The organism is Pseudophaeobacter sp. 1A09344, assembly GCF_041008745.1.
GTDB classification, from domain to species: domain Bacteria; phylum Pseudomonadota; class Alphaproteobacteria; order Rhodobacterales; family Rhodobacteraceae; genus Phycobacter; species Phycobacter gallaeciensis_A.
The window spans coordinates 211,422-230,365 of record NZ_JAXGFS010000004.1 but is presented as its reverse complement, the minus strand read 5'-3'; the positions used below and the strand labels follow the sequence as shown (position 1 = coordinate 230,365).

General features: G+C 61.7%; 19 protein-coding genes. 15 read left to right on the top strand and 4 right to left on the bottom strand.

The features are described from left to right. Positions 1–241: 241 nt before the first annotated feature. The 5 genes from SM765_RS09020 (at position 242) to SM765_RS09000 (ending at position 5,780) form a co-directional block, all read left to right on the top strand. Positions 242–913 (top strand): hypothetical protein, encoded by a 672-nt coding sequence (locus tag SM765_RS09020; RefSeq protein WP_274837172.1) that lies wholly within the window; start codon positions 242–244, stop codon positions 911–913. Positions 914–1,020: 107 nt separating this feature from the next. Continuing rightward, a complete protein-coding gene (locus SM765_RS09015; RefSeq protein WP_274837171.1) occupies positions 1,021–2,289 on the top strand; it encodes a PQQ-like beta-propeller repeat protein in 1,269 nt (422 codons plus the stop codon). Between the two features lie 74 nt (positions 2,290–2,363). Further along, on the top strand, positions 2,364–3,830 hold the full coding sequence (gene der / locus SM765_RS09010; RefSeq protein ID WP_274829122.1) for a ribosome biogenesis GTPase Der: 1,467 nt from the start codon (positions 2,364–2,366) through the stop codon (positions 3,828–3,830). A gap of 244 nt (positions 3,831–4,074) precedes the next feature. Further along, a complete protein-coding gene (locus SM765_RS09005) occupies positions 4,075–5,028 on the top strand; it encodes a fatty acid desaturase (RefSeq protein WP_065270475.1) in 954 nt (317 codons plus the stop codon). Positions 5,029–5,117: 89 nt separating this feature from the next. Next, on the top strand, positions 5,118–5,780 hold the full coding sequence (locus tag SM765_RS09000; RefSeq protein ID WP_065270474.1) for a helix-hairpin-helix domain-containing protein: 663 nt from the start codon (positions 5,118–5,120) through the stop codon (positions 5,778–5,780). A 95-nt stretch (positions 5,781–5,875) separates the two neighbouring features. Here SM765_RS09000 and serS read toward each other — a convergent pair whose 3' ends face one another. After that, complete coding sequence (serS, locus tag SM765_RS08995; protein ID WP_065270473.1) at positions 5,876–7,168, bottom strand: serine--tRNA ligase; 1,293 nt, start codon at positions 7,166–7,168, stop codon at positions 5,876–5,878. A 195-nt stretch (positions 7,169–7,363) separates the two neighbouring features. Between serS and yajC the strand changes: the two genes are divergently transcribed. The 9 genes from yajC (at position 7,364) to SM765_RS08950 (ending at position 13,646) form a co-directional block, all read left to right on the top strand. Further along, positions 7,364–7,678 (top strand): preprotein translocase subunit YajC, encoded by a 315-nt coding sequence (gene yajC / locus SM765_RS08990; RefSeq protein ID WP_116560284.1) that lies wholly within the window; start codon positions 7,364–7,366, stop codon positions 7,676–7,678. Between the two features lie 34 nt (positions 7,679–7,712). Further along, positions 7,713–9,374 (top strand): protein translocase subunit SecD, encoded by a 1,662-nt coding sequence (secD, locus tag SM765_RS08985; RefSeq protein WP_274833477.1) that lies wholly within the window; start codon positions 7,713–7,715, stop codon positions 9,372–9,374. A 1-nt stretch (position 9,375) separates the two neighbouring features. Next, the gene (gene secF, locus SM765_RS08980) at positions 9,376–10,344 is read left to right on the top strand and encodes a protein translocase subunit SecF (protein ID WP_065270470.1); all 969 of its coding nucleotides are present in this window, start codon (positions 9,376–9,378) and stop codon (positions 10,342–10,344) included. Positions 10,345–10,459: 115 nt separating this feature from the next. Continuing rightward, positions 10,460–10,813 (top strand): Mth938-like domain-containing protein, encoded by a 354-nt coding sequence (locus tag SM765_RS08975; protein WP_065270469.1) that lies wholly within the window; start codon positions 10,460–10,462, stop codon positions 10,811–10,813. A gap of 58 nt (positions 10,814–10,871) precedes the next feature. Beyond that, positions 10,872–11,489, top strand: coding sequence for a heme ABC exporter ATP-binding protein CcmA (gene ccmA / locus SM765_RS08970; protein WP_274837170.1), 618 nt, complete (start codon positions 10,872–10,874; stop codon positions 11,487–11,489). Then, positions 11,486–12,142: a heme exporter protein CcmB gene (ccmB, locus tag SM765_RS08965; protein WP_274837169.1), complete on the top strand. Its 657-nt coding sequence runs from the start codon at positions 11,486–11,488 to the stop codon at positions 12,140–12,142. The genes ccmA and ccmB overlap by 4 nt, the downstream gene beginning before the upstream one ends. A gap of 82 nt (positions 12,143–12,224) precedes the next feature. Then, positions 12,225–12,956, top strand: coding sequence for a heme ABC transporter permease (locus SM765_RS08960; protein WP_065270466.1), 732 nt, complete (start codon positions 12,225–12,227; stop codon positions 12,954–12,956). Beyond that, positions 12,953–13,114, top strand: coding sequence for a heme exporter protein CcmD (gene ccmD, locus SM765_RS08955; RefSeq protein WP_065270465.1), 162 nt, complete (start codon positions 12,953–12,955; stop codon positions 13,112–13,114). Before SM765_RS08960 ends, ccmD begins: the two co-directional genes overlap by 4 nt. Next, positions 13,107–13,646 (top strand): DsbE family thiol:disulfide interchange protein, encoded by a 540-nt coding sequence (locus SM765_RS08950; RefSeq protein WP_065270464.1) that lies wholly within the window; start codon positions 13,107–13,109, stop codon positions 13,644–13,646. The genes ccmD and SM765_RS08950 overlap by 8 nt, the downstream gene beginning before the upstream one ends. Positions 13,647–13,845: 199 nt before the next feature. Here SM765_RS08950 and SM765_RS08945 read toward each other — a convergent pair whose 3' ends face one another. Both SM765_RS08945 and acnA read right to left on the bottom strand, forming a co-directional pair. Continuing rightward, entirely contained in the window at positions 13,846–14,208 is a 363-nt protein-coding gene (locus tag SM765_RS08945) for a DOPA 4,5-dioxygenase family protein (protein ID WP_274837168.1), read from the bottom strand. Positions 14,209–14,311: 103 nt separating this feature from the next. Further along, a complete protein-coding gene (acnA, locus tag SM765_RS08940; RefSeq protein ID WP_274837167.1) occupies positions 14,312–16,999 on the bottom strand; it encodes an aconitate hydratase AcnA in 2,688 nt (895 codons plus the stop codon). A gap of 245 nt (positions 17,000–17,244) precedes the next feature. Between acnA and SM765_RS08935 the strand changes: the two genes are divergently transcribed. Beyond that, positions 17,245–17,952, top strand: a complete 708-nt coding sequence (locus SM765_RS08935) for a DUF1223 domain-containing protein (RefSeq protein WP_342455861.1) — start codon at positions 17,245–17,247, stop codon at positions 17,950–17,952. Between the two features lie 44 nt (positions 17,953–17,996). Here SM765_RS08935 and SM765_RS08930 read toward each other — a convergent pair whose 3' ends face one another. After that, positions 17,997–18,920 (bottom strand): lysophospholipid acyltransferase family protein, encoded by a 924-nt coding sequence (locus tag SM765_RS08930; protein ID WP_065270461.1) that lies wholly within the window; start codon positions 18,918–18,920, stop codon positions 17,997–17,999. Positions 18,921–18,944 lie beyond the last annotated feature (24 nt).

Genomic DNA, 18,944 nt, shown 5'->3' with positions numbered 1-18,944 from the left:
CACAGCCATTGGCTGGGCTTTCCAAGAGGGTTCCGCCAGACACCCGGGAAAAGTCATAGTAAGCATGTAGGCATTGTCCATACTAAACAAAGCAGTTCACTTCATATTTTTACCCATTGTTTCAGGCTTGCGCCCGGATTGCCGGATATTGCGGCTCTTGGCTTGTACCCGAAGGCGCGTTAAGAGAGGCGTCACGTGAGACAATTTTCCGGCACAGACCGGGCATATCGGGGACATTTTCATGAGCGACACCGACAGCTTTATCGAAGAGGTGACCGAAGAGGTGCGCCGGGACCGCCTGTTCCTGATGCTGAAACGCTATGGCTGGATCGGTGGTCTGGCCGTGGTGGTCATCGTGGGCGGTGCCGCCTATCGCGAGTATTCCAAGGCGCAGGAACTCGCTGCAGCGCAGGCGCTTGGCGATGGCATGATTGCCGCGCTGGCAGCTGATGAACCTGCAGACCGCGCCGAGGCACTGGCGCAGGTGGCCGCTGGCTCTGAAACCGGCGCTGCCGTGGCCAAGATGATGCGCGCAGGCGCCCTGGCCGAAGCCGAGGATACCGAGACCGCCGTTGCGGTCCTCAGTGAAGTCGCCACCGATGGCGAACTGCCGCTGGTTTACCGTCACATCGCCAGCTTCAAGGCGCTGGCCCTGCAGGCAGAGACGCTGAGCCTTGAAGAGCGCCGCCTGCAATACGAGGCCCTGGCACAGCCCGGTGCACCTTTGTCGCTGCTGGCGTCCGAGCAACTTGCACTGCTGGACATCGAAGCCGGTGAGACCGAGGCCGCAATCGAGCGTCTGCAGGCGATTACGGCGGATGCGACTGTCAGCCGGGACTTGCAAGACCGCGCAACTCAAGTGATTGTAGCACTTGGTGGAAAACCGGACGCGGCAGACGCGCCGGAAGGTTAAAAGGCGCCGCGCGAAATGTGCGCGGAGAGGGAAACGAATTGCGGGGCAGGGCAATGACGGCAGCTAAATCCATTTCTCGCGCGCGGGCGCTTTTTTGCGGTAGCGCGATGGCTCTGGTTCTGGCCGCCTGCGCCGAACCAGAGGTGATCCTGCAAGGGCAGCGCGAAGACATCCGTCCCGATGCCAATATCGAGGTGGTCAACCAGTCGCGGCCAATTTCCCTGCCCAGCCAGACCGTCAACGCTTCCTGGGCGCAGACGCACGGGCTTCCGGCGCAGCGCACCGCGCATCCGGCGCTGTCGACGGCGCCGCAATTGCAGTGGGCCGTTTCCATCGGCGAGGGCGACAGCCGCCGCCAGCGCATCACGGCGCGCCCCGTTGTGGCTGATGGGCGTATCTACACGCTGGACAGCGCGGCCCGCGTCAGCGCGGTCTCTCCGTCTGGTCAGATCCTGTGGCAAAGCGATCTGATTCCCGCCCGCGAAAGCGAAGGTCAGGCAACCGGCGGCGGCATGGCCTATGACAAGGGTGTTCTTTACATCTCCTCTGGCTATGGCGTTCTGACCGCGCTGGAGGCCAGCACCGGCAAACAGATCTGGCGTCAAAAACTGGAAGCCACCGGTTCGGGCGAACCGATGGTGCGCGACGGGCTGGTTTATCTGGTGGCCGGGGATGATACCGGCTGGGCCGTCAACACCTCGGACGGCCGCATCGCATGGCAGGTCGAAGGCGTTCCGAGCCCCTCGAACGTGCTGGGCGCCCCGTCGCCAGTGATTGCCGGGGATTACGTCATCTTTGCCTTTGGCTCCGGCGATCTGGTCGCAAGTTTCCGCCGTGGCGGTGTGCGCCGCTGGAACGCCTCGGTGGCGGGGCAGCGCGTCGGCACCACGCTGGCGCGGATCAGCGATGTCACCGGTGCGCCAGTGGTGGTCGGAAACCGTGCCTTCGTGGGGAACCATTCGGGCCGCACCGTGGCGATCGACACCAACAATGGCGATCGCATCTGGACGGCACAGGAAGGGGCCATCGGTCCGGTCTGGCCTGCGGGAGGCAGCCTGTTCCAGATTAGCGACCGCAACCAGCTCCTGCGTCTGGATGCCTCCAGCGGAGAGGTGATCTGGGCTGTGGATCTGCCGGGCTATCTGAAGGACAAGCCTTCTAAACGCGGCGCAGTGGTGGCCCACTATGGTCCGGTGCTGGCAGGTGGTCGGGTGATCATCACCTCCAACGATGGTCAGATTCGCATGTTCGATCCCCGTGACGGCAGCCTGACGCGCAGCATCGAGGCCCCCGGCGGCGCGACGACCGCGCCGGTTGTTGCGGGCAAGACCCTTTATGTGGTTTCCTCGAAAGGGGAGCTTCTCGCCTTCCGTTAAAGCGTCGATCGGCTCTGGCCGTAAGACAGCAGATGCGCTATGGGGCGCGTCTGAATCGCAAAAAGTTGGGTCCGATGTCTTTTACCCTCGCTATCGTGGGCCGTCCGAATGTGGGCAAGTCCACCCTGTTCAACCGCCTTGTCGGCAAGAAACTGGCCCTGGTCGATGACCAGCCGGGGGTCACCCGTGACCTGCGCGAAGGTGAGGCCCGGCTGGGCGATCTGCGGTTTACCGTCATCGACACCGCCGGCCTTGAGGATGCCACCGACAACTCGCTCGAAGGGCGCATGCGCCGCCTGACCGAACGGGCGGTGGATATGGCGGATGTCTGCTTGTTCATGATTGATGCGCGCACGGGTGTGACCCCGGTGGACGAGATGTTTGCCGATATCCTGCGCAAAAAATCCGCGCATGTCATTCTGGCGGCAAACAAATCCGAAGGATCTGCGGCCGATGCGGGGGTTTTGGAAGCCTATGGCCTAGGCCTCGGTGAGCCGATCCGACTGTCCGGCGAGCATGGCGAGGGCCTGAATGATCTCTATTCGCAACTGCTGCCGATTTCGGAACGTTTTGAAAAGACCGCGCAGGACAATGCTCCGCTGACGGACGTGTCTGTGGACGAGGATCTGGACGACGAGGAGGCCGAATACGAGGTCCCTCAGCCAACGATGGACAAGCCGCTGCAGGTGGCAGTCGTCGGCCGTCCCAACGCGGGCAAATCGACCCTGATCAACAAGATCCTTGGTGAGGATCGCCTGCTGACCGGGCCCGAGGCGGGGATTACCCGCGATGCGATCTCGCTGAAGATCGACTGGGCAGGCACGCCGATGCGGGTCTTTGACACTGCGGGTATGCGCAAAAAAGCCAAGGTTCAGGAAAAGCTGGAAAAACTGTCCGTATCGGACGGGCTGCGCGCGGTGAAATTCGCCGAGGTCGTGGTGGTGCTTCTCGATGCGGACATTCCCTTTGAACAGCAGGACCTGCGGATCGCCGATCTGGCCGAGCGGGAAGGGCGTGCGGTTGTCGTCGCGGTCAACAAATGGGACATCGAGGACAACAAGCAGGAAAAGCTGAAAAACCTGAAAGAGGCCTTTGCCCGGTTGCTGCCGCAGCTGCGCGGTGCGCCGCTGGTCACGGTGTCGGCCAAGACCGGCAAGGGGCTGGACCGGCTGCACGCTGCCATTATGCGCGCCTATGACGTCTGGAACCGCCGGGTGCCCACCGCAGCGTTGAACCGCTGGCTGATTGGCATGCTGGAGCAGCACCCGCCGCCCGCACCGCAGGGTAAGCGGATCAAGCTGCGCTATATGACCCAAGCCAAGACGCGCCCGCCGGGGTTCGTGGTGATGTGTTCCCATCCGGACAAAATCCCGGCCAGCTATACCCGTTATCTGGTGAATGGCCTGCGCGAGGATTTCGACATGCCCGGCACGCCGATCCGGCTTTATATGCGCGGGCAGGCGGACAAGAACCCCTACAAGGGCCGCAAGAAAGCCGCGCCCTCGAAGCTGCGCAAACACCTGGAAGGGCGCAGGGACTGATTCCAGGCGCTGCCTTCTAGAGGCTTGCGCGCCCTAGGCCAAAGACCAAAATTTTTGCTGGACCGGTTCGCATCTGCGGGCCGGTCCTTTTCACACGTTGAAATCCGTTGCCAAGCCATTAACATTAAATGGCATTGGCAGGGCGTCAGCCGATTTTCTGATCTTCCCAGCCAATGGAGTTTTTAAACGTCAAGCGCCCGGAGATTTTACACCGGCGTCACAGAGCGTATTTAAGGGAAGTCTCATGGACCTGAGAACTTACACGCGTGAATATACTAAGAAAGATAACCGCCTGGCGGCATTGAGTTATTTCGGCACCTTCGCGGTCTACTTTCTATCCCTCTACTTGGCCATCGCCTATGTCGAGCGGTGGTATATCCTGATTCCAGCAGGGGTGATCTTTGCCTTTGCGGCGGTGCGGCTTTATGTGCTGCAGCATGATACCGGGCACCATTCACTGTTCGAAACCCGCAGGCAAAACGAAATCGCGGGCCACGTCCTGTCGCCTTTCACCTTTGCGCCGTTCGAGGTGATGAAGCAGAACCACAACCTGCACCATGCCAATATCGGCAATCTGGAACACCGGGAAACCGGCGAAATACACACGATGACACTGCGCGAATGGAAGGAGGCGGGGTTCTGGGAGCGGCTGACCTATCGGCTTTACCGCAACCCCTTGGTGCTGGTGCCGGTGGGATCGGCCTTTACCTATTTCATTCGCTACCGCTGGCCCAAGAACACCACCAAGTTCGGCATTCTGGGGGTGCTGCTGCATAATATGGTGATCATTGCGCTGATTTCCCTGCTTTATTACGTGGCAGGCCCGACGGGTCTGTGGGTGTGGCTGGCGTTTTCCTTCCTTGGCGGCATGATCGGGGTATTTCTGGTCTATCTGCAGCATAACTTTGAAGACACCTACTGGGATCGTCGCCCGGATCTGAACCCGCAGGAGGCAGCGTTGCAGGGGTCCTCCTGCCTGGATTTCGGCTGGTTCTTCGATTTTGCCGTCGCCAATATCACCCTGCACGACATCCATCACTTCAACGCCCGGATCCCCAGCTATCGCCTGCGGAAGTGCCACTATAATCTGCCGCCTGAATTTGCGCTGCGGCGGATCTCATTTGATGAAGCTTTGCGCGCTTTGTCCCTGAAACTGTGGGATGAAGAGCAAAAACGCCTGGTGCCCTTTCCGGCCTGAAACGCGCATTGCATACTAAGGGCACGCCAGGTACGGCAGCCCATTCCGGCAGCCCGTGTAGCTGCCGGGAAAAGAAAAGGAAGATTGAAATGACGGCTCTCAAGGATCTCAAAGGGGTTGGTCCCGCGCTGGAAAAGGCGCTGAAGGATCAGGGGATCACGTCGGTCGAGGCGCTGGCAGCGATCAGCGAAAAAGATCTGAGCAAGGTACCCGGCATTGGGGCCGCGCGCGCCGCGCGCCTGAAGCAGGCCGCCGTTGCACCGCAGGCTGTGGCTGCGCCCGCACAGCAGCGTCCGACCGCGCCGGTGCGCACCGGTCGCCCTGCCGCAAGGCCGGCGAAGGTGACCCGTGAGGTCCCGCCTGAGGATGCAACCCAGCTGAACGCCGCGCTCGCCGCCGCCGAGGCGGCCCGGCTCGCGGCCGAGGAAAAAGCTGCCAAGGCCAAGATCAAGGCGCGCAAGGCCGCCAAGAAGGCCGAGGCGCTGGCGCTGGAAATGGCCGAAGCGCGCGTGAAGGCCAAGGAAAAAGCCAAACGCGTGAAGGCCAAGGCGCGTAAGGCGATCGAGCGGGAAAAGGCCAAGGCTGAAGCCATCCTGGCCCGCAAGAAGAGCGGCGGAAAACTGGATGCAAGCGATAAGGCCACCAAGGAGAAACCCGGAAAGGAAAAGCCGGGCAAGGCAAAAGCCGAAAAGGCCAAACCAGCCAAGGACAAAACGGCAAAGGCGAAGAAATCCAAGAAGACAAAGGGTTGAAGCCAACGCCTGCGACGCGCCTGTAGCACGACAAAGAAAAACCGGCCCGCATTCTCGGGGCCGGTTTTCTTGTTTTCAGGTCTGGGGAGTTGGGCTCAGGCCAGTGCGCCCTCTGCCGTCAGGGTCAGCTTGCCGCCCAGATAGGGCGCCAGCGCCTCGGGCAGTTTGACCGATCCATCCGCCTGCTGGCCATTTTCCAGAACCGCGATCAGGCAGCGGCCCACGGCCAGCCCCGATCCGTTCAGGGTGTGCACGAACTCGGGCTTGCCACCGCCTTCGGGGCGGAAACGCGCGTTCATGCGGCGGGCCTGGAAATCGCCGGTGGTCGAGACCGAGGAAATCTCGCGATAGGCATTCTGGCCGGGCAGCCAGGCTTCGATGTCATAGGTGCGGCGCGCGCCAAAGCCCATGTCACCGGTGCACAGAATCACGGTGCGATAGGGCACGCCCAGCTTCTCCAGCAACCCTTCGGCGCAGCGCAGCATGCGTTTCTGCTCGGCGTCGGACTCGTCAGGGTGGGTGACCGAAACCATTTCGACCTTTTCGAATTGGTGCTGGCGCAGCATGCCCGAGGTGTCGCGGCCCGCGGAGCCCGCTTCGGAGCGGAAGCACAGGGTATGGGAGGTCATGCGGATCGGCAGCGCGCTGGCATCGAGCACATCCTCTGCGACGGAATAGGTCAGCGGCACCTCGGAGGTCGGCACCAGCCACCAGCCATTGGTGGTCTGATAGCTGTCCTCGCCGAATTTCGGCAGCTTGTCGGTGCCATACATTGCTTCGTCGCGCACCAGAACAGGGGAGTTCACCTCGGTCAGGCCATTCTCATCGACGTGGGTGTCGATCATGAACTGTGCCAGCGCCCGGTGAATGCGTGCTACTGCGCCTTTCAGGAAGACAAAGCGCGAGCCAGAAACCTTGGCGGCGGTCTCAAAGTCCATGGCTGTTGCGACGCCGGTGATCTCAAAATGTTCCTTGGCGGTGAAATCGAATTCCGCGGGCGTGCCCCAGCGGTTGACCTCGACGTTGTCGTCCTCATCAGCCCCATCCGGCACATCCTCGGCCGGGTTGTTGGGCAGGCGGGCCAGCATGTCGGTCAGCTTGGCGTCGAGCTCCTTGGCTTCGGTCTGCAGCGCTGCAACCTCGGCCTTCTTGCCTGCAACTTCGCTGCGCAGGCGTTCGAACTCTTCCTCGTCGCCCTTGGCCTTGGCCGCGCCGATGGCCTTGGCGGCCTTGTTCTGGGCGGCCTGTGCTTCTTCGGCGGCCTGGATCTTGGCCCGGCGCGCCTCGTCCAGGGCCAGCACCTCAGAGGACACAGCCGCATCCCCACGCCGCGCCAGAGCGGCGTCAAAAGCGGCAGGATTTTCGCGGATCGCGCGGATGTCGTGCATGGGGTGGCTCCTGTATAAGAGACGACGTTGAATCAGTGCCAAACCTATGCCCGAGCCGCAGCCAAAGAGGAAGAGGGCACAACGGGGTTTGTATAAGGGTGTTGCAAGGCGGAATCTGCACATCGTCGCACCGCCTTTGCCTTGCAACTGTCCAGACCAGCGCATAGGTTCGCCTGCAAAATAAGGCAGCCCCGCATGGGCTCTCCAGACAGAAGGAATATCCCCTTGGACGCAAATACGATTGGCCAGTTTCTCCCGCTCATTCTGATCTTTGCGATCATGTACTTCCTGCTGATCCGCCCGCAGCAGAAGAAGATGAAGGAACACCAGAAAATGGTCGAGAACCTGCGCCGCGGCGATCAGGTGGTGACCCAGGGTGGTCTGATCGGCAAGGTTGCCAAGATCAAGGAAGAGAACGAGGTCGAAGTCGAAGTCGCCGAGGGCGTCAAGGTCCGCGTTGTGCGCTCGACCATCGCTCAGGTGCTGTCCAAGACCGAGCCGGCAGCGTAAGCTTCTGATCTTAAATATCTGAAAAGGCAGGGCAATGCTGCAAATCGATCTCTGGAAGAGGGTGCTGATCTGGCTGGTCTGTGTGGCCGGCCTTTTGCTAGCCCTGCCAAATGCGTTCTACACCCGTGTCGAACAGGCCAATGATGCCGTCGCCGCGATCGAGATGAAGGGGGAGACTCCGGAGCGGCTCGAACAGGCGGGGCAATGGCCCGAATGGATGCCTTCGGGTCTGGTCAACCTGGGCCTTGATCTGCGCGGCGGTGCGCATCTGCTGGCCGAGGTCAAGGTCGCCGATGTCTATGCTGCGCGCATGGATGCGCTCTGGCCCGAGGTGCGCGATGCACTGCGCCCCGAGCGGGCCACCATCGGCACCTTCCGGCTGCAACCGGCACCGGACGGGCAGATTCGCGTCAAGATCTCCCAGCCCGATGGCATGGCCCGGGCGCTGGAAGTGGTGCGTGGGCTGGCAAGTCCGGTCACCAGCCTCACCGGCGGCGGGGCAACGGATATTGTCGTTTCTGCCGAGGGTGATGTGATCATCATCGAGCTGAGCGAGGCCGAGCGCCTTGCCTCGGATGACCGTACGGTGCGCCAGTCGCTGGAAATCGTGCGCCGCCGGATCGATGAGGTTGGCACCCGTGAGCCCACCATTCAGCGTCAGGGCGCCGACCGGATCCTGATCCAGGTACCGGGTATCGGCAGTGCCTCTGAGCTGAAAGAGATCATCGGCACCACCGCGCAGCTGACGTTCAACCCGGTTGTGGGACGCGGCAATGACGCCGACGCCCGCGCCGGTGTCGGCAACAAGGTGATCCCGTCGCTGGATGAAGAGGGCGTGTTCTATACCGTCGAAGCCGCGCCGGTGGTGACCGGCGAGGAGCTGGTGGATGCGCAGCCGTCCTTTGACCAGAACGGCCGCCCGGCGGTGACCTTCCGCTTCAATACATCGGGCGCGCGCAAGTTCGGCGACTATACGGCGGAAAACATCGGCTCGCCCTTTGCGATCGTACTGGATGACGAGGTTGTCTCGGCGCCGGTCATTCAGGCGCATATCCCCGGTGGCTCCGGTATCATCACCGGTAACTTCACCATCGAGGAAAGCACGAACCTGGCCATTCTGCTGCGGGCAGGTGCCCTACCGGCCGGGTTGGAGTTCCTCGAAGAACGCACCATCGGCCCGGAACTGGGGCAGGACAGTATCGACGCGGGCAAGATCGCGACCATTGTTGCCTTTGTCGCGGTGCTCGTCTTCATGACGCTGTCCTATGGTCTCTTCGGGATCTTCGCCAATCTGGCGCTGATGCTGAACGTGGCGCTGATCTTTGGCGCACTCAGTCTGATTGGCGGTACGCTGACGTTGCCGGGCATTGCCGGGATCGTGCTGACCGTCGGTATGGCGGTGGATGCCAACGTGCTGGTGTTCGAACGGATCCGCGAAGAGTTGAAAGCGGGCCGGGGTCCGGCGCGCGCCATCGACGAAGGCTACTCCAAGGCGCTGAGCGCCATTCTTGACGCCAATGTCACCACCTTCATCACCGCCGTGATCCTGTTCGCCATGGGATCTGGACCGGTACGCGGATTTGCGATCACGCTGGGCCTTGGCATCATGACCTCGGTGTTCACGGCGATCTTCGTGACCCGGGTGATGATCGTGATGTGGTTTGAACGGCGTCGTCCGAAAACGATTGAGGTATAAGATGCGGCTGAAACTTGTTCCCGAAGGAACCTCTTTCGATTTCTTCAAACGCTGGAAGATCTGGCTGGGCGTCTCGGCGCTGATGATGGTGGTGGGCTTTGCCTCCTTCATGCTTCAGGGGTTGAACTTTGGCATCGACTTCCGCGGCGGTACCACGATCCGCACCGAAAGCACCGAAGCCATCGACGTTGGGGTCTACCGCGATGCTATGTCGCCGCTGGAGCTGGGCGATATTTCGATCACCGAAGTGTTCGACCCCACCTTTGACGAAGACCAGCACGTTGCGATGATCCGCATCCAATCCCAGGCGGATGGCGAGGCGATTTCGGGCGATGTGATCGAGGCGCTGAACACCGCGTTGGATGCGGTGGCGCCGGGTATCAAGTTCGTTTCGGTCGAATCCGTTGGTCCCAAGGTGTCCGGAGAGCTGGTGCAGACAGCCGTCATCGCCGTGGTTCTGGCGATTGGTGCGGTGCTGGTCTACATCTGGCTGCGGTTCGAATGGCAGTTCGCGCTGGGGGCCGTTGCGGCGCTGGTGCACGACGTGGTGCTGACCATCGGCATCTTCTCGGAATTGCAGATCAAGTTCGACCTGGCGATCATCGCGGCGCTGCTGACCATCGTCGGCTATTCGCTGAACGATACCGTGGTTGTCTTCGACCGGGTTCGGGAGAATCTGCGCCGCTACAAGAAGAAGTCGCTGGCCGAGGTGCTGAACCTGTCGATCAACGAAACGCTGAGCCGCACCATGATGACCTCGGTCACCACGCTGATCGCTCTGATCTCGCTTTATGTGCTGGGCGGCGATGTGATCCGTGGCTTTGTCTTTGCGATGATCTGGGGCGTCATTGTCGGCACCTATTCGTCGGTCTTCGTGGCCTCGACCATCCTGCTCTGGCTGGGGGTCAAACGCGACTGGTCGAAACCATCGACACCGACCGGCAATCAGTTCGCCAATATCGACGCCTGATCCGGGCGCAGCAAATAACTACCAAAGGCCGCAGGCATCGCTTGCGGCCTTTTGCTTTTGCCCCATCCTGCCCCGTGGTAGGAGAGTGGCAAATCAGTTTCCCGGGAGATGCCTCATGCGCCTGAATGAAGTGACCTATTCCGATGCCGTGCCGGTGGATGGCTATGGCGAGGGGTTCTTTCGCATCGGCGGAGAGGTGCATCACGGCGCCGTTCTGACCGGCACCCGCGGCACGGTGGCCTGGGGGGGCTATGATGATCAGGAGGCGCTTCTGGCGCTGGCGGACGAGGTTGACGTTCTGTTCATCGGCACCGGCGCCGAAGTGGCGCATATCCCGGCAGATCTGCGCCGCGCGCTGGAAGGCGCCGGGATCGGGGTGGAAACGATGAATTCCCCCGCCGCCTGCCGGACCTATAACGTTCTGCTTTCCGAAGGGCGCCGCATCGCCCTGGCCGTATTGCCGGTGTGAACCGGACCGGGCGGAATACGGCTTTTGCGCCGGGCCGCAATGGGATAGTCAGTTATTCATGACATTGAATGTAACCGATCTCAGCATTGCCCGTGGCGGGTTGCCGGTTCTGGAAGGGCTGAGTTTTCAGCTTATGCCCGGCCGTGCACTGATCCTGCGGGGGCCGAATGGGATCGGCAAGACAACGCTGTTGCGCACCATCGCCGGGCTGCAATCGCCGCTCTCAGGGCAGATCGACGGCGCCGAGGATCAGATCGCCTATGCGGCCCATTCAGACGGGTTGAAACCGGCGCTGACGGTCACGGAGAACCTGACATTCTGGGCGCGGGTCTTTGGCTCTGCCTCCATCACGCGCGCGCTTGAAGCCTTTGACCTCACTGCCTTGAAGGACCGGCCCGCCGTGGCGCTGTCTGCCGGGCAGAAACGCCGTTTGGGCCTGTCGCGGATGCTGGTGACAGGGCGCCCGATCTGGGTGATGGACGAGCCGACCGTCAGCCTCGATACCCGCTCGGTCACCATGTTCGCGGATGCGGTGCGGGCGCATCTGGGGCAGGGCGGATCGGCCCTGATCGCCACCCATATCGATCTCGGCCTTGCCGAGGCCGAGGTGCTGGATGTCGGTCCCTTCAAGGCGCGCCTGCCTGCGCTCGATGATTTTGACGAGGGCTTTTTATGATCGCTCTTCTGATGCGGGATCTGCGGCTGGCGGTGCGGGCCGGGGGTGGCTTTGGCCTTGGGTTGGCGTTTTTCCTGATCGTGACGGTCATGGTCCCATTCTCGGTGGGGCCGAATTCCGAGCTGTTGACCCGGATCGCGCCGGGAGTGCTGTGGCTGGGGGCGCTGCTCTCGTGCCTGTTGTCGCTGGACCGGCTGCTGGCGCTGGACTGGGAGGATGGCTCGCTGGATCTTCTGGCCACCGCACCGCTGCCGCTGGAATCTGTTGTTACCATCAAGGCGCTGGCGCATTGGATCACCACGGGCCTGCCGCTGGTGCTGGCGGCGCCGGTGCTGGGAGTGCTGCTGAACCTGCCTATGCCGGGGTTTTTCTGGCTGGTAATTTCGCTGTTTCTGGGCACGCCGGCCCTGTCGGTGATCGGCACCTTTGGCGCGGCGCTAACCGTGGGGCTGAAACGCGGTGGGCTGCTGTTGTCGCTGTTGGTGATGCCACTATATGTGCCGACGCTGATCTTTGGCGCCGAAGTGGCCCGCCGCGGAGCCGAAGGCATGGCCGTGCAGACGCCGCTGTTGATGCTGGCTGGGATTTCCGCAGCGGTGATCGCGCTTCTGCCCTTTGCCAGCGCCGCGGTCTTGCGTATCAATCTGCGCTGACCGGGATGCTGCGGAAGAGCTGCGACGAAAGAGCAGGGAACAGAGACTTGAAACTTTGGGAGCGGGGAACAAGATAGCCACCATGTCGATTTGGGAATACGCCAATCCGAAGAAATTCCTGACCACCACCGAGCGGGTGATGCCTGCGCTGTGGATGATCTCGGGCCTGCTGATGGCCGTGGGGCTGATCTGGGGTTTCTTCTTCACACCGGACGATTATCGTCAGGGCTCCACCGTCAAGATTATCTTCCTGCACGTGCCCTCGGCGCTGATGGCAATCAACGCCTGGTTCATGATGCTTGTCGCCTCGCTGATCTGGCTGGTGCGCCGTCACCACGTCAGCGCCCTTGCGGCCCGTGCCGCCGCGCCGGTTGGGATCGTGATGACGCTGATCGCGCTGGTCACCGGCGCGATCTGGGGGCAGCCGATGTGGGGCACCTGGTGGGCATGGGATCCACGCCTGACCTCCTTCCTCGTGCTGTTCCTGTTCTACCTTGGCTATATCGCCTTGTGGGAGGCGATTGAGGATCCGGACACGGCAGCGGATCTCACCTCGATCCTGTGCCTTGTCGGCTCGGTCTTTGCGGTGCTCAGCCGCTATGCGGTGAACTTCTGGAACCAGGGTCTGCATCAGGGCGCCTCGCTCAGCCTTGATAAGAAAGAGAACGTCGCGGATGCTTTCTCCAACCCGCTTTATGTCTGCATGCTGGGCTTCGGGGTTTTCTTTCTCGCAATGGTGTTCTACCGCACCGGAACTGAAATTCGCGCCCGCCGTATCCGGGCGCTGATGGCACGGGAAAAACTGGACACATGATGCCTGATCTGGGGAAATATTCGGAGACTGTCTTGTCGTCCTACGCGGCGTCGATCCTGCTGCTGGTTCTTCTGGTGGCCGTCACCCTGTGGCGTGGCCGCCGCGTGCGGGCCGAGATGGAGCGGCTGGAGCAGAACCGGGTGAAGCGCAATGGCTAAGATCTCTCCTTTGATGGCGGTGCCCGTGGTGGTGTTCGCCGGTTTTGTCGGTCTAGCGCTGGTGGGTATGTTCCGCGAGGACCCCGAAAGCCTGCCATCTGCCCGCGAAGGGCAGACAGCACCGCCGGTGGTGCTGGATGAATTTACCGGCAAGCCGTCGTTTGACGATGCGACCCTGCGCGATGGTACGGTCAAGCTGGTGAACTACTGGGCCAGCTGGTGCGCGCCCTGCCGCGCCGAACACCCGACGCTGGAGGCGCTCTCGGCCGAAGGCGTGCCGATCTACGGCGTCAACTATAAGGACCAGCAGGACAACGCCGAGGCCTTCCTCAACGAGCTGGGCGATCCCTATACCGCCATTGGCCGGGACGAAAAGGGTCGCATGGCGATCGACTGGGGCCTGTATGGCGTGCCCGAGACCTATGTGATCGATGGGGAGGGTAAGATCGTGCTGCGCTTTGCCGGGCCGCTGACCAGCTCAGTCGTTGAAAAGACGTTGCGCCCCGCGATGGAAAAGGCGGCTGGTCAGTAGATTTTCGGATCTGTCCGCAATGCCGGATATCGCCGATGCGCGGGGCGGCGAACCCCGTGTTTCTGCTTGGCAGTTTATCTTTGCCACATCCGTAGAAGGCACCCGAGGAGCTGTTCCGTAGCCAAATCGCCGCCGCATGAGGGCGCGTCGGCGATACGCGGCGGCCTTGCAGCCTTGTCCCGCGCCATCGCGTTTTGATTTAGGCAAACAGGGACAGCTCCAGCTCCAGCCCGGTGCCGAGCCAGATGCCATGATCACGGTGATCGGCCAGCTCATCGCCGGTTTCGGGGTGGGCAAAGACAATCAGCCCGTCCCGGTTCAGCGCCAGCCAGGGCAGCAGCTGCGCAAACTGTTCCGGATCGGCGGCTAGCTGACAGGACCACATCGGGTGCGGGCCGACCAGCTTGTCATGGACGCGGCCCATCTTGACGCCAAAGATCTCTGCCGCGCGCTGGCACAGGACCAGTGCCTGCTCCACCGTGTCGGCATCGAAATAGACATGGGCGTGATAGCCGGTGATGCAGCCAGTCTCCTTCAGACCTATCTTCGTCGTGTCAGTCATGCTCTGATACTCCTCCCTTATTCTTTTGCTATTCTCGGTAAGGCCTCTAACAGAAAAGGCGACCCCGGGGGGCCGCCTTTTGCGATTCCATGTGGCGCGGGCCTTACGACTTCGCGAGGTTGCGCAGCACGTAGTGCAGCACGCCGCCGTGTTCGATGTACTCGATCTCGGGTGCGGTATCGATGCGGCACTTCAGCGTGATGGCCTTGGTGGTGCCATCTGCGTAGGTGATGTCGCAGGGCACTTCCTGCTGCGGCTCGATGGTGTCGAGGCCACGGATCGATACGGTTTCGTCACCAGTCAGGTTCAGCGACTTGCGGGTATCGCCAGCGGTGAACTCGAACGGGATAACGCCCATACCAACCAGGTTGGACCGGTGGATACGCTCAAAGCTTTCGGCGATCACAGCCTTGACGCCCAGCAGCGCGGTGCCTTTTGCAGCCCAGTCACGCGACGAGCCCGCGCCGTACTGTTCACCGCCAAAGACGACCAGCGGAGTGCCCGCTTCCTGATAGGCCATCGAGGCTTCATAGATCGAGGTCTGCTCGCCATCGGGGCCTTTGGTGTAGCCGCCTTCAACGCCGTCCAGCATCTCGTTTTTGATGCGGATGTTGGCAAAGGTGCCGCGCATCATGATCTCGTGGTTGCCGCGACGCGAACCGTAGGAGTTGAACTCACGCGGGGCCACCTGACGTTCGATCAGGTACTGACCTGCCGGTGTGGTGGTTGCGAAAGAGCCCGCCGGGGAGATGTGGTCGGTGGTGACCATGTCGCCCAGGATCAAGAGCGGCTTGGCGCCTTCGATGTTCGAGATGGTGCCCGGCTCGGTACCCATGCCCTGGAAGTAGGGCGGGTTCTGGATGTAGGTCGAGGTCGCGGGCCAGTCATAGGTTTCCGCATCGGTGGTTTCAACCGCCTGCCATTTTTCGTCGCCTTTGAACACATCGGCGTATTTCGACAGGAAGGCCTCGCGGGTTACGGTTTCCTGCACGAGGTCCGCGACTTCCTGTGTCGAGGGCCAGATGTCTTTCAGGTAGACGTCCTTGCCATCTGCAGTTTGGGCGATCGGGTCGTTGGCCAGGTCGATATCCATGGTGCCTGCCAGCGCGTACGCGACAACCAGCGGCGGCGATGCCAGGTAGTTGGCACGCACATCGGGGCTGATGCGGCCTTCGAAGTTCCGGTTGCCCGACAGGACCGAGGTTGCCACCAGATCGCCTTCGGCGATGGCGTCGGAGAGTTCCTGCTGGATCGGACCGGAGTTACCGATACAGGTGGTGCAGCCATAGCCAACGAGGTTGAAGCCGACAGCGTCCAGATGCTCTTGCAGGCCTGCGGCCTCAAGGTACTCGGACACCACCTGCGACCCCGGCGCCAGCGAGGTTTTCACCCAGGGCTTGCGGTTCAGGCCCAGCTCATGCGCCTTTTTCGCAACCAGACCTGCGCCGATCATCACGTAGGGGTTGGAGGTGTTGGTGCAGGAGGTGATCGAAGCGATCACGACCTTGCCGGATTCCATGGTGTAGTCTTCGCCCTTGACGGCCACTTCCTTGCCCATCGGGCGTTTGAAGGTGTTTTCCATCTCCTGACGGAAGGCGGCTTGGGCGTTGGTCAGCGGCACGTAATCCTGCGGACGCTTGGGGCCGGAGATTGCCGGAACGATGCTGCTCATGTCGAGGGACAGCGTGTCGGTGTAGACCGGTGCGTAATCCGCATCGCGCCAGAAACCGTTTTCCTTGGCGTAGGCTTCGACCAGCGCGATACGGTCTTCGTCGCGGCCGGTGTTGCGCAGGTAACGGATGGTTTCCGCGTCGATCGGGAAGAAGCCGCAGGTCGCGCCATATTCCGGTGCCATGTTGGCGATGGTGGCACGGTCCGCCAGCGGCAGACGGTCCAGACCTTCGCCGTAGAATTCGACGAATTTGCCGACAACGCCTTTTTGGCGCAGCATTTCCACGACTTTCAGAACCAGGTCGGTGCCTGTGGTGCCTTCGACCATGTCGCCGGTCAGTTCAAACCCGATGACTTCGGGGATCAGCATCGAGATCGGCTGACCCAGCATCGCGGCTTCGGCTTCGATGCCGCCAACACCCCAGCCCAGAACGGCCGCGCCGTTGACCATGGTGGTGTGGCTGTCGGTGCCGACCAGTGTGTCAGGGTAGGCGACTTCATTGCCGTCCTGATCGGTGTCGGTCCAGATGGTCTGGGCCAGGTATTCCAAGTTCACCTGGTGGCAGATGCCGGTTCCCGGAGGCACAACGCGGAAGTTGTTGAAGGCGCCCTGACCCCATTTCAGGAACTGGTAGCGCTCCATGTTGCGCTCATACTCGCGGTCCACGTTCATCTGGAACGCGCGCGGGTTGCCGAATTCGTCGATCATGACCGAGTGGTCGATGACCAGATCAACCGGGTTCAGCGGGTTGATCTTCTGGGCGTCGCCACCCAGCGCCTTGATGCCGTCGCGCATGGCGGCAAGGTCCACAACGGCGGGAACGCCGGTGAAATCCTGCATCAGCACGCGGGCCGGGCGATAGGCGATTTCGCGCGGGTTCTGGCCGCCGTTGGCGCCCCATTCCGCAAAGGCCTTGATGTCTTCGAGCGAGACCGAGAAACCGCCGTCTTCAAAGCGCAGCATGTTTTCCAGAACGACCTTCAGCGCGGCCGGCAGTTTCGAGAAATCGCCGAGGCCGGCTTCGGTTGCTGCGGGGATCGAGTAATAGGAAATCGACTTGCCACCGGCGCTGAGCGTGCGGCGCGTCTTGGCATTGTCCTGTCCGACGGTGATAGGCATGTTGGCCTCCCTCTGGATGTGATAATGGGGAATTCGCTGCAGGCTATCTGCAACAGGTTCGGCCTTCTTTCAATAGGGGAAACGCCTTCTGGTGCATTTTTTGTATGCAATAGTACACAAGAGCGCATGCAAAGGGTAAACCAAGTCTCAAGAATGATTGATTGGTGTTCAGAATTGGGGTGGGGTACACCGGGGGGCCAGCGAGAGTTGGCCTGCGGATCACGACCAAAGGGGTACTCCGAACAATGATGCGTTTTGCCGCTCTTGCCAGTGTGTTGTGCCTTGCGATGCCTGCCGCGATCCGTGCGGAAGAGGTGGATCAGCCGGTGGTGGTAGAGCTCTTTACCTCGCAGGGCTGTGCGTCCTGCCCGCCGGCCGATGCCCTAATGCACAAACTGGTAGAACGTGAGGACGTTCTGGCGCTGGCGTTCCATGTCGACTACTGGGATTATATCGGCTGGAAGGACGTCTTTGCCGATCCGACCTATACTGAGCGGCAAAAGGATTATGCTCGGGCGATGGGCCGTAACATGGTTCATACTCCGCAGATGATCGTGATGGGGCAGGAGGATGTTCATGCCGCCGACCCGCTGAAAGTAGGTGATGCGATCAAACGGCACCAGACCGGCGCGCAGCCGGTGGCGCTGGATCTGACGGCAACGGCGGCCGGTGTCGAAATCTCGGTGCAGGCTCGCGGCGCGCTGCCCAAAGGGGCGCTGCGGGTTGATGTGGTGCGGTTCACGCCGTTGCGCCGGGTATCAATCAGCCGCGGAGAATTGGCGGGGCGGACCATGGCCTATGCCAATATCGTCGAGGATTGGCAGCAGGTCGCGGAATGGGACGGACAGGAGGGTCTGACCCTGACGGTACCGCTGCCCGGGGATCAGTCGCTTGCCGTGCTGGTGCAAGAGGCTGGCAGCGGCCCCATCATCGCCGCCGCGCAGCTGAAGTAATCAGCGCCAATTCCTGGGGGCGTCTGTACCTGCCGTGGTCGGCATTATCCCGCGGGATCGGTATTGGGCTTTTTCGGCGGCGTGTATGCTTTCCAGCGCCGGTGGATCCAGAACCATTGCCCCATATGCTTGCGGATGACGCTTTCCAGATCGTCGCAGATCGCGCGGGTCATGGTGATGGGATCTGACGCCGGAATTTCCGGGTTGAGGCGGATTTCGAAATCAACGCCATTGGGTTGCCGGATGCCGTAGACCGGGATCAGTGCCGCGCCGTATTTCAGCGCCAGTTCCGCAGGAACGGTAGAGGTGACGGCAGGTTTGCCGAAGAATGGGATCTCCTCGCCGCCATGCACGTGCAGGTCGGCGACGATGGCGATATTGCCACCCTTTTTCAGATGGCGGACCATTTCGACCATGCCGCGTTTGCCCTGCTCGAACATCGGTTTGCCGTTGCCTTCGATGGCACGGACGTAGTGATCATTGAAATAGGGATTGGCCATGCGCCGGTAGAGCGACCCCATCGGGAAACCGTGTGCGATCAACCCGGCCCGGGCAGCGTCATAATTTCCGAAATGACCGGTGACCAGAATCACAGGGCGCCCGTCAGCGCGTGCTTTCTCGAGCGCGGTCAGACCCTCACCGGTGATTGGCGCAGCCTTGGCGCGGGCAAGGAAGGGTGCGCCTGCATAGAGCTCGGCAAAGGTGCGCCCGGCGTTGTCGGGGACTTCGCGGCAGAGCCGGTCCACCTCCTCGGGCGGCAGGTCGGGGCAGACGAGGGCCAGATTGTCACGGATCCGCCGGTCAAAGCCCGCCAGCGGCGCGGCGGCGCGCACCAGACGACCCATGGCCGCCAGCCGCGCGCGATAGGGGATCAGCCCCATGGCGCCGATCACGCCACGCAGAAAGAGGTTGCTGGCAAAATACTTTGCTTTTTGGGCCGGAGAAAGCTCGGAGGCGGCGACGGGCATTGTGGGTATGGGCCTGCTGGGCTG

What these genes read in the sequence shown, in the direction of transcription:
- SM765_RS09020 (WP_274837172.1), top strand. Translation starts at nt 242, where the DNA reads ATGAGCGACACCGACAGCTTTATCGAAGAGGTGACCGAAGAGGTGCGC.
- ccmB (WP_274837169.1), top strand. Translation starts at nt 11,486, where the DNA reads ATGATCGCTCTTCTGATGCGGGATCTGCGGCTGGCGGTGCGGGCCGGG.
- SM765_RS08945 (WP_274837168.1), bottom strand. Translation starts at nt 14,208, where the DNA reads ATGACTGACACGACGAAGATAGGTCTGAAGGAGACTGGCTGCATCACC.
- SM765_RS09005 (WP_065270475.1), top strand. Translation starts at nt 4,075, where the DNA reads ATGGACCTGAGAACTTACACGCGTGAATATACTAAGAAAGATAACCGC.
- ccmA (WP_274837170.1), top strand. Translation starts at nt 10,872, where the DNA reads ATGACATTGAATGTAACCGATCTCAGCATTGCCCGTGGCGGGTTGCCG.
- SM765_RS09000 (WP_065270474.1), top strand. Translation starts at nt 5,118, where the DNA reads ATGACGGCTCTCAAGGATCTCAAAGGGGTTGGTCCCGCGCTGGAAAAG.
- secF (WP_065270470.1), top strand. Translation starts at nt 9,376, where the DNA reads ATGCGGCTGAAACTTGTTCCCGAAGGAACCTCTTTCGATTTCTTCAAA.
- serS (WP_065270473.1), bottom strand. Translation starts at nt 7,168, where the DNA reads ATGCACGACATCCGCGCGATCCGCGAAAATCCTGCCGCTTTTGACGCC.
- der (WP_274829122.1), top strand. Translation starts at nt 2,364, where the DNA reads ATGTCTTTTACCCTCGCTATCGTGGGCCGTCCGAATGTGGGCAAGTCC.
- SM765_RS08930 (WP_065270461.1), bottom strand. Translation starts at nt 18,920, where the DNA reads ATGCCCGTCGCCGCCTCCGAGCTTTCTCCGGCCCAAAAAGCAAAGTAT.
- secD (WP_274833477.1), top strand. Translation starts at nt 7,713, where the DNA reads ATGCTGCAAATCGATCTCTGGAAGAGGGTGCTGATCTGGCTGGTCTGT.
- ccmD (WP_065270465.1), top strand. Translation starts at nt 12,953, where the DNA reads ATGATGCCTGATCTGGGGAAATATTCGGAGACTGTCTTGTCGTCCTAC.
- SM765_RS08975 (WP_065270469.1), top strand. Translation starts at nt 10,460, where the DNA reads ATGCGCCTGAATGAAGTGACCTATTCCGATGCCGTGCCGGTGGATGGC.
- SM765_RS08960 (WP_065270466.1), top strand. Translation starts at nt 12,225, where the DNA reads ATGTCGATTTGGGAATACGCCAATCCGAAGAAATTCCTGACCACCACC.
- SM765_RS08950 (WP_065270464.1), top strand. Translation starts at nt 13,107, where the DNA reads ATGGCTAAGATCTCTCCTTTGATGGCGGTGCCCGTGGTGGTGTTCGCC.
- yajC (WP_116560284.1), top strand. Translation starts at nt 7,364, where the DNA reads ATGGGCTCTCCAGACAGAAGGAATATCCCCTTGGACGCAAATACGATT.
- acnA (WP_274837167.1), bottom strand. Translation starts at nt 16,999, where the DNA reads ATGCCTATCACCGTCGGACAGGACAATGCCAAGACGCGCCGCACGCTC.
- SM765_RS09015 (WP_274837171.1), top strand. Translation starts at nt 1,021, where the DNA reads ATGGCTCTGGTTCTGGCCGCCTGCGCCGAACCAGAGGTGATCCTGCAA.
- SM765_RS08935 (WP_342455861.1), top strand. Translation starts at nt 17,245, where the DNA reads ATGATGCGTTTTGCCGCTCTTGCCAGTGTGTTGTGCCTTGCGATGCCT.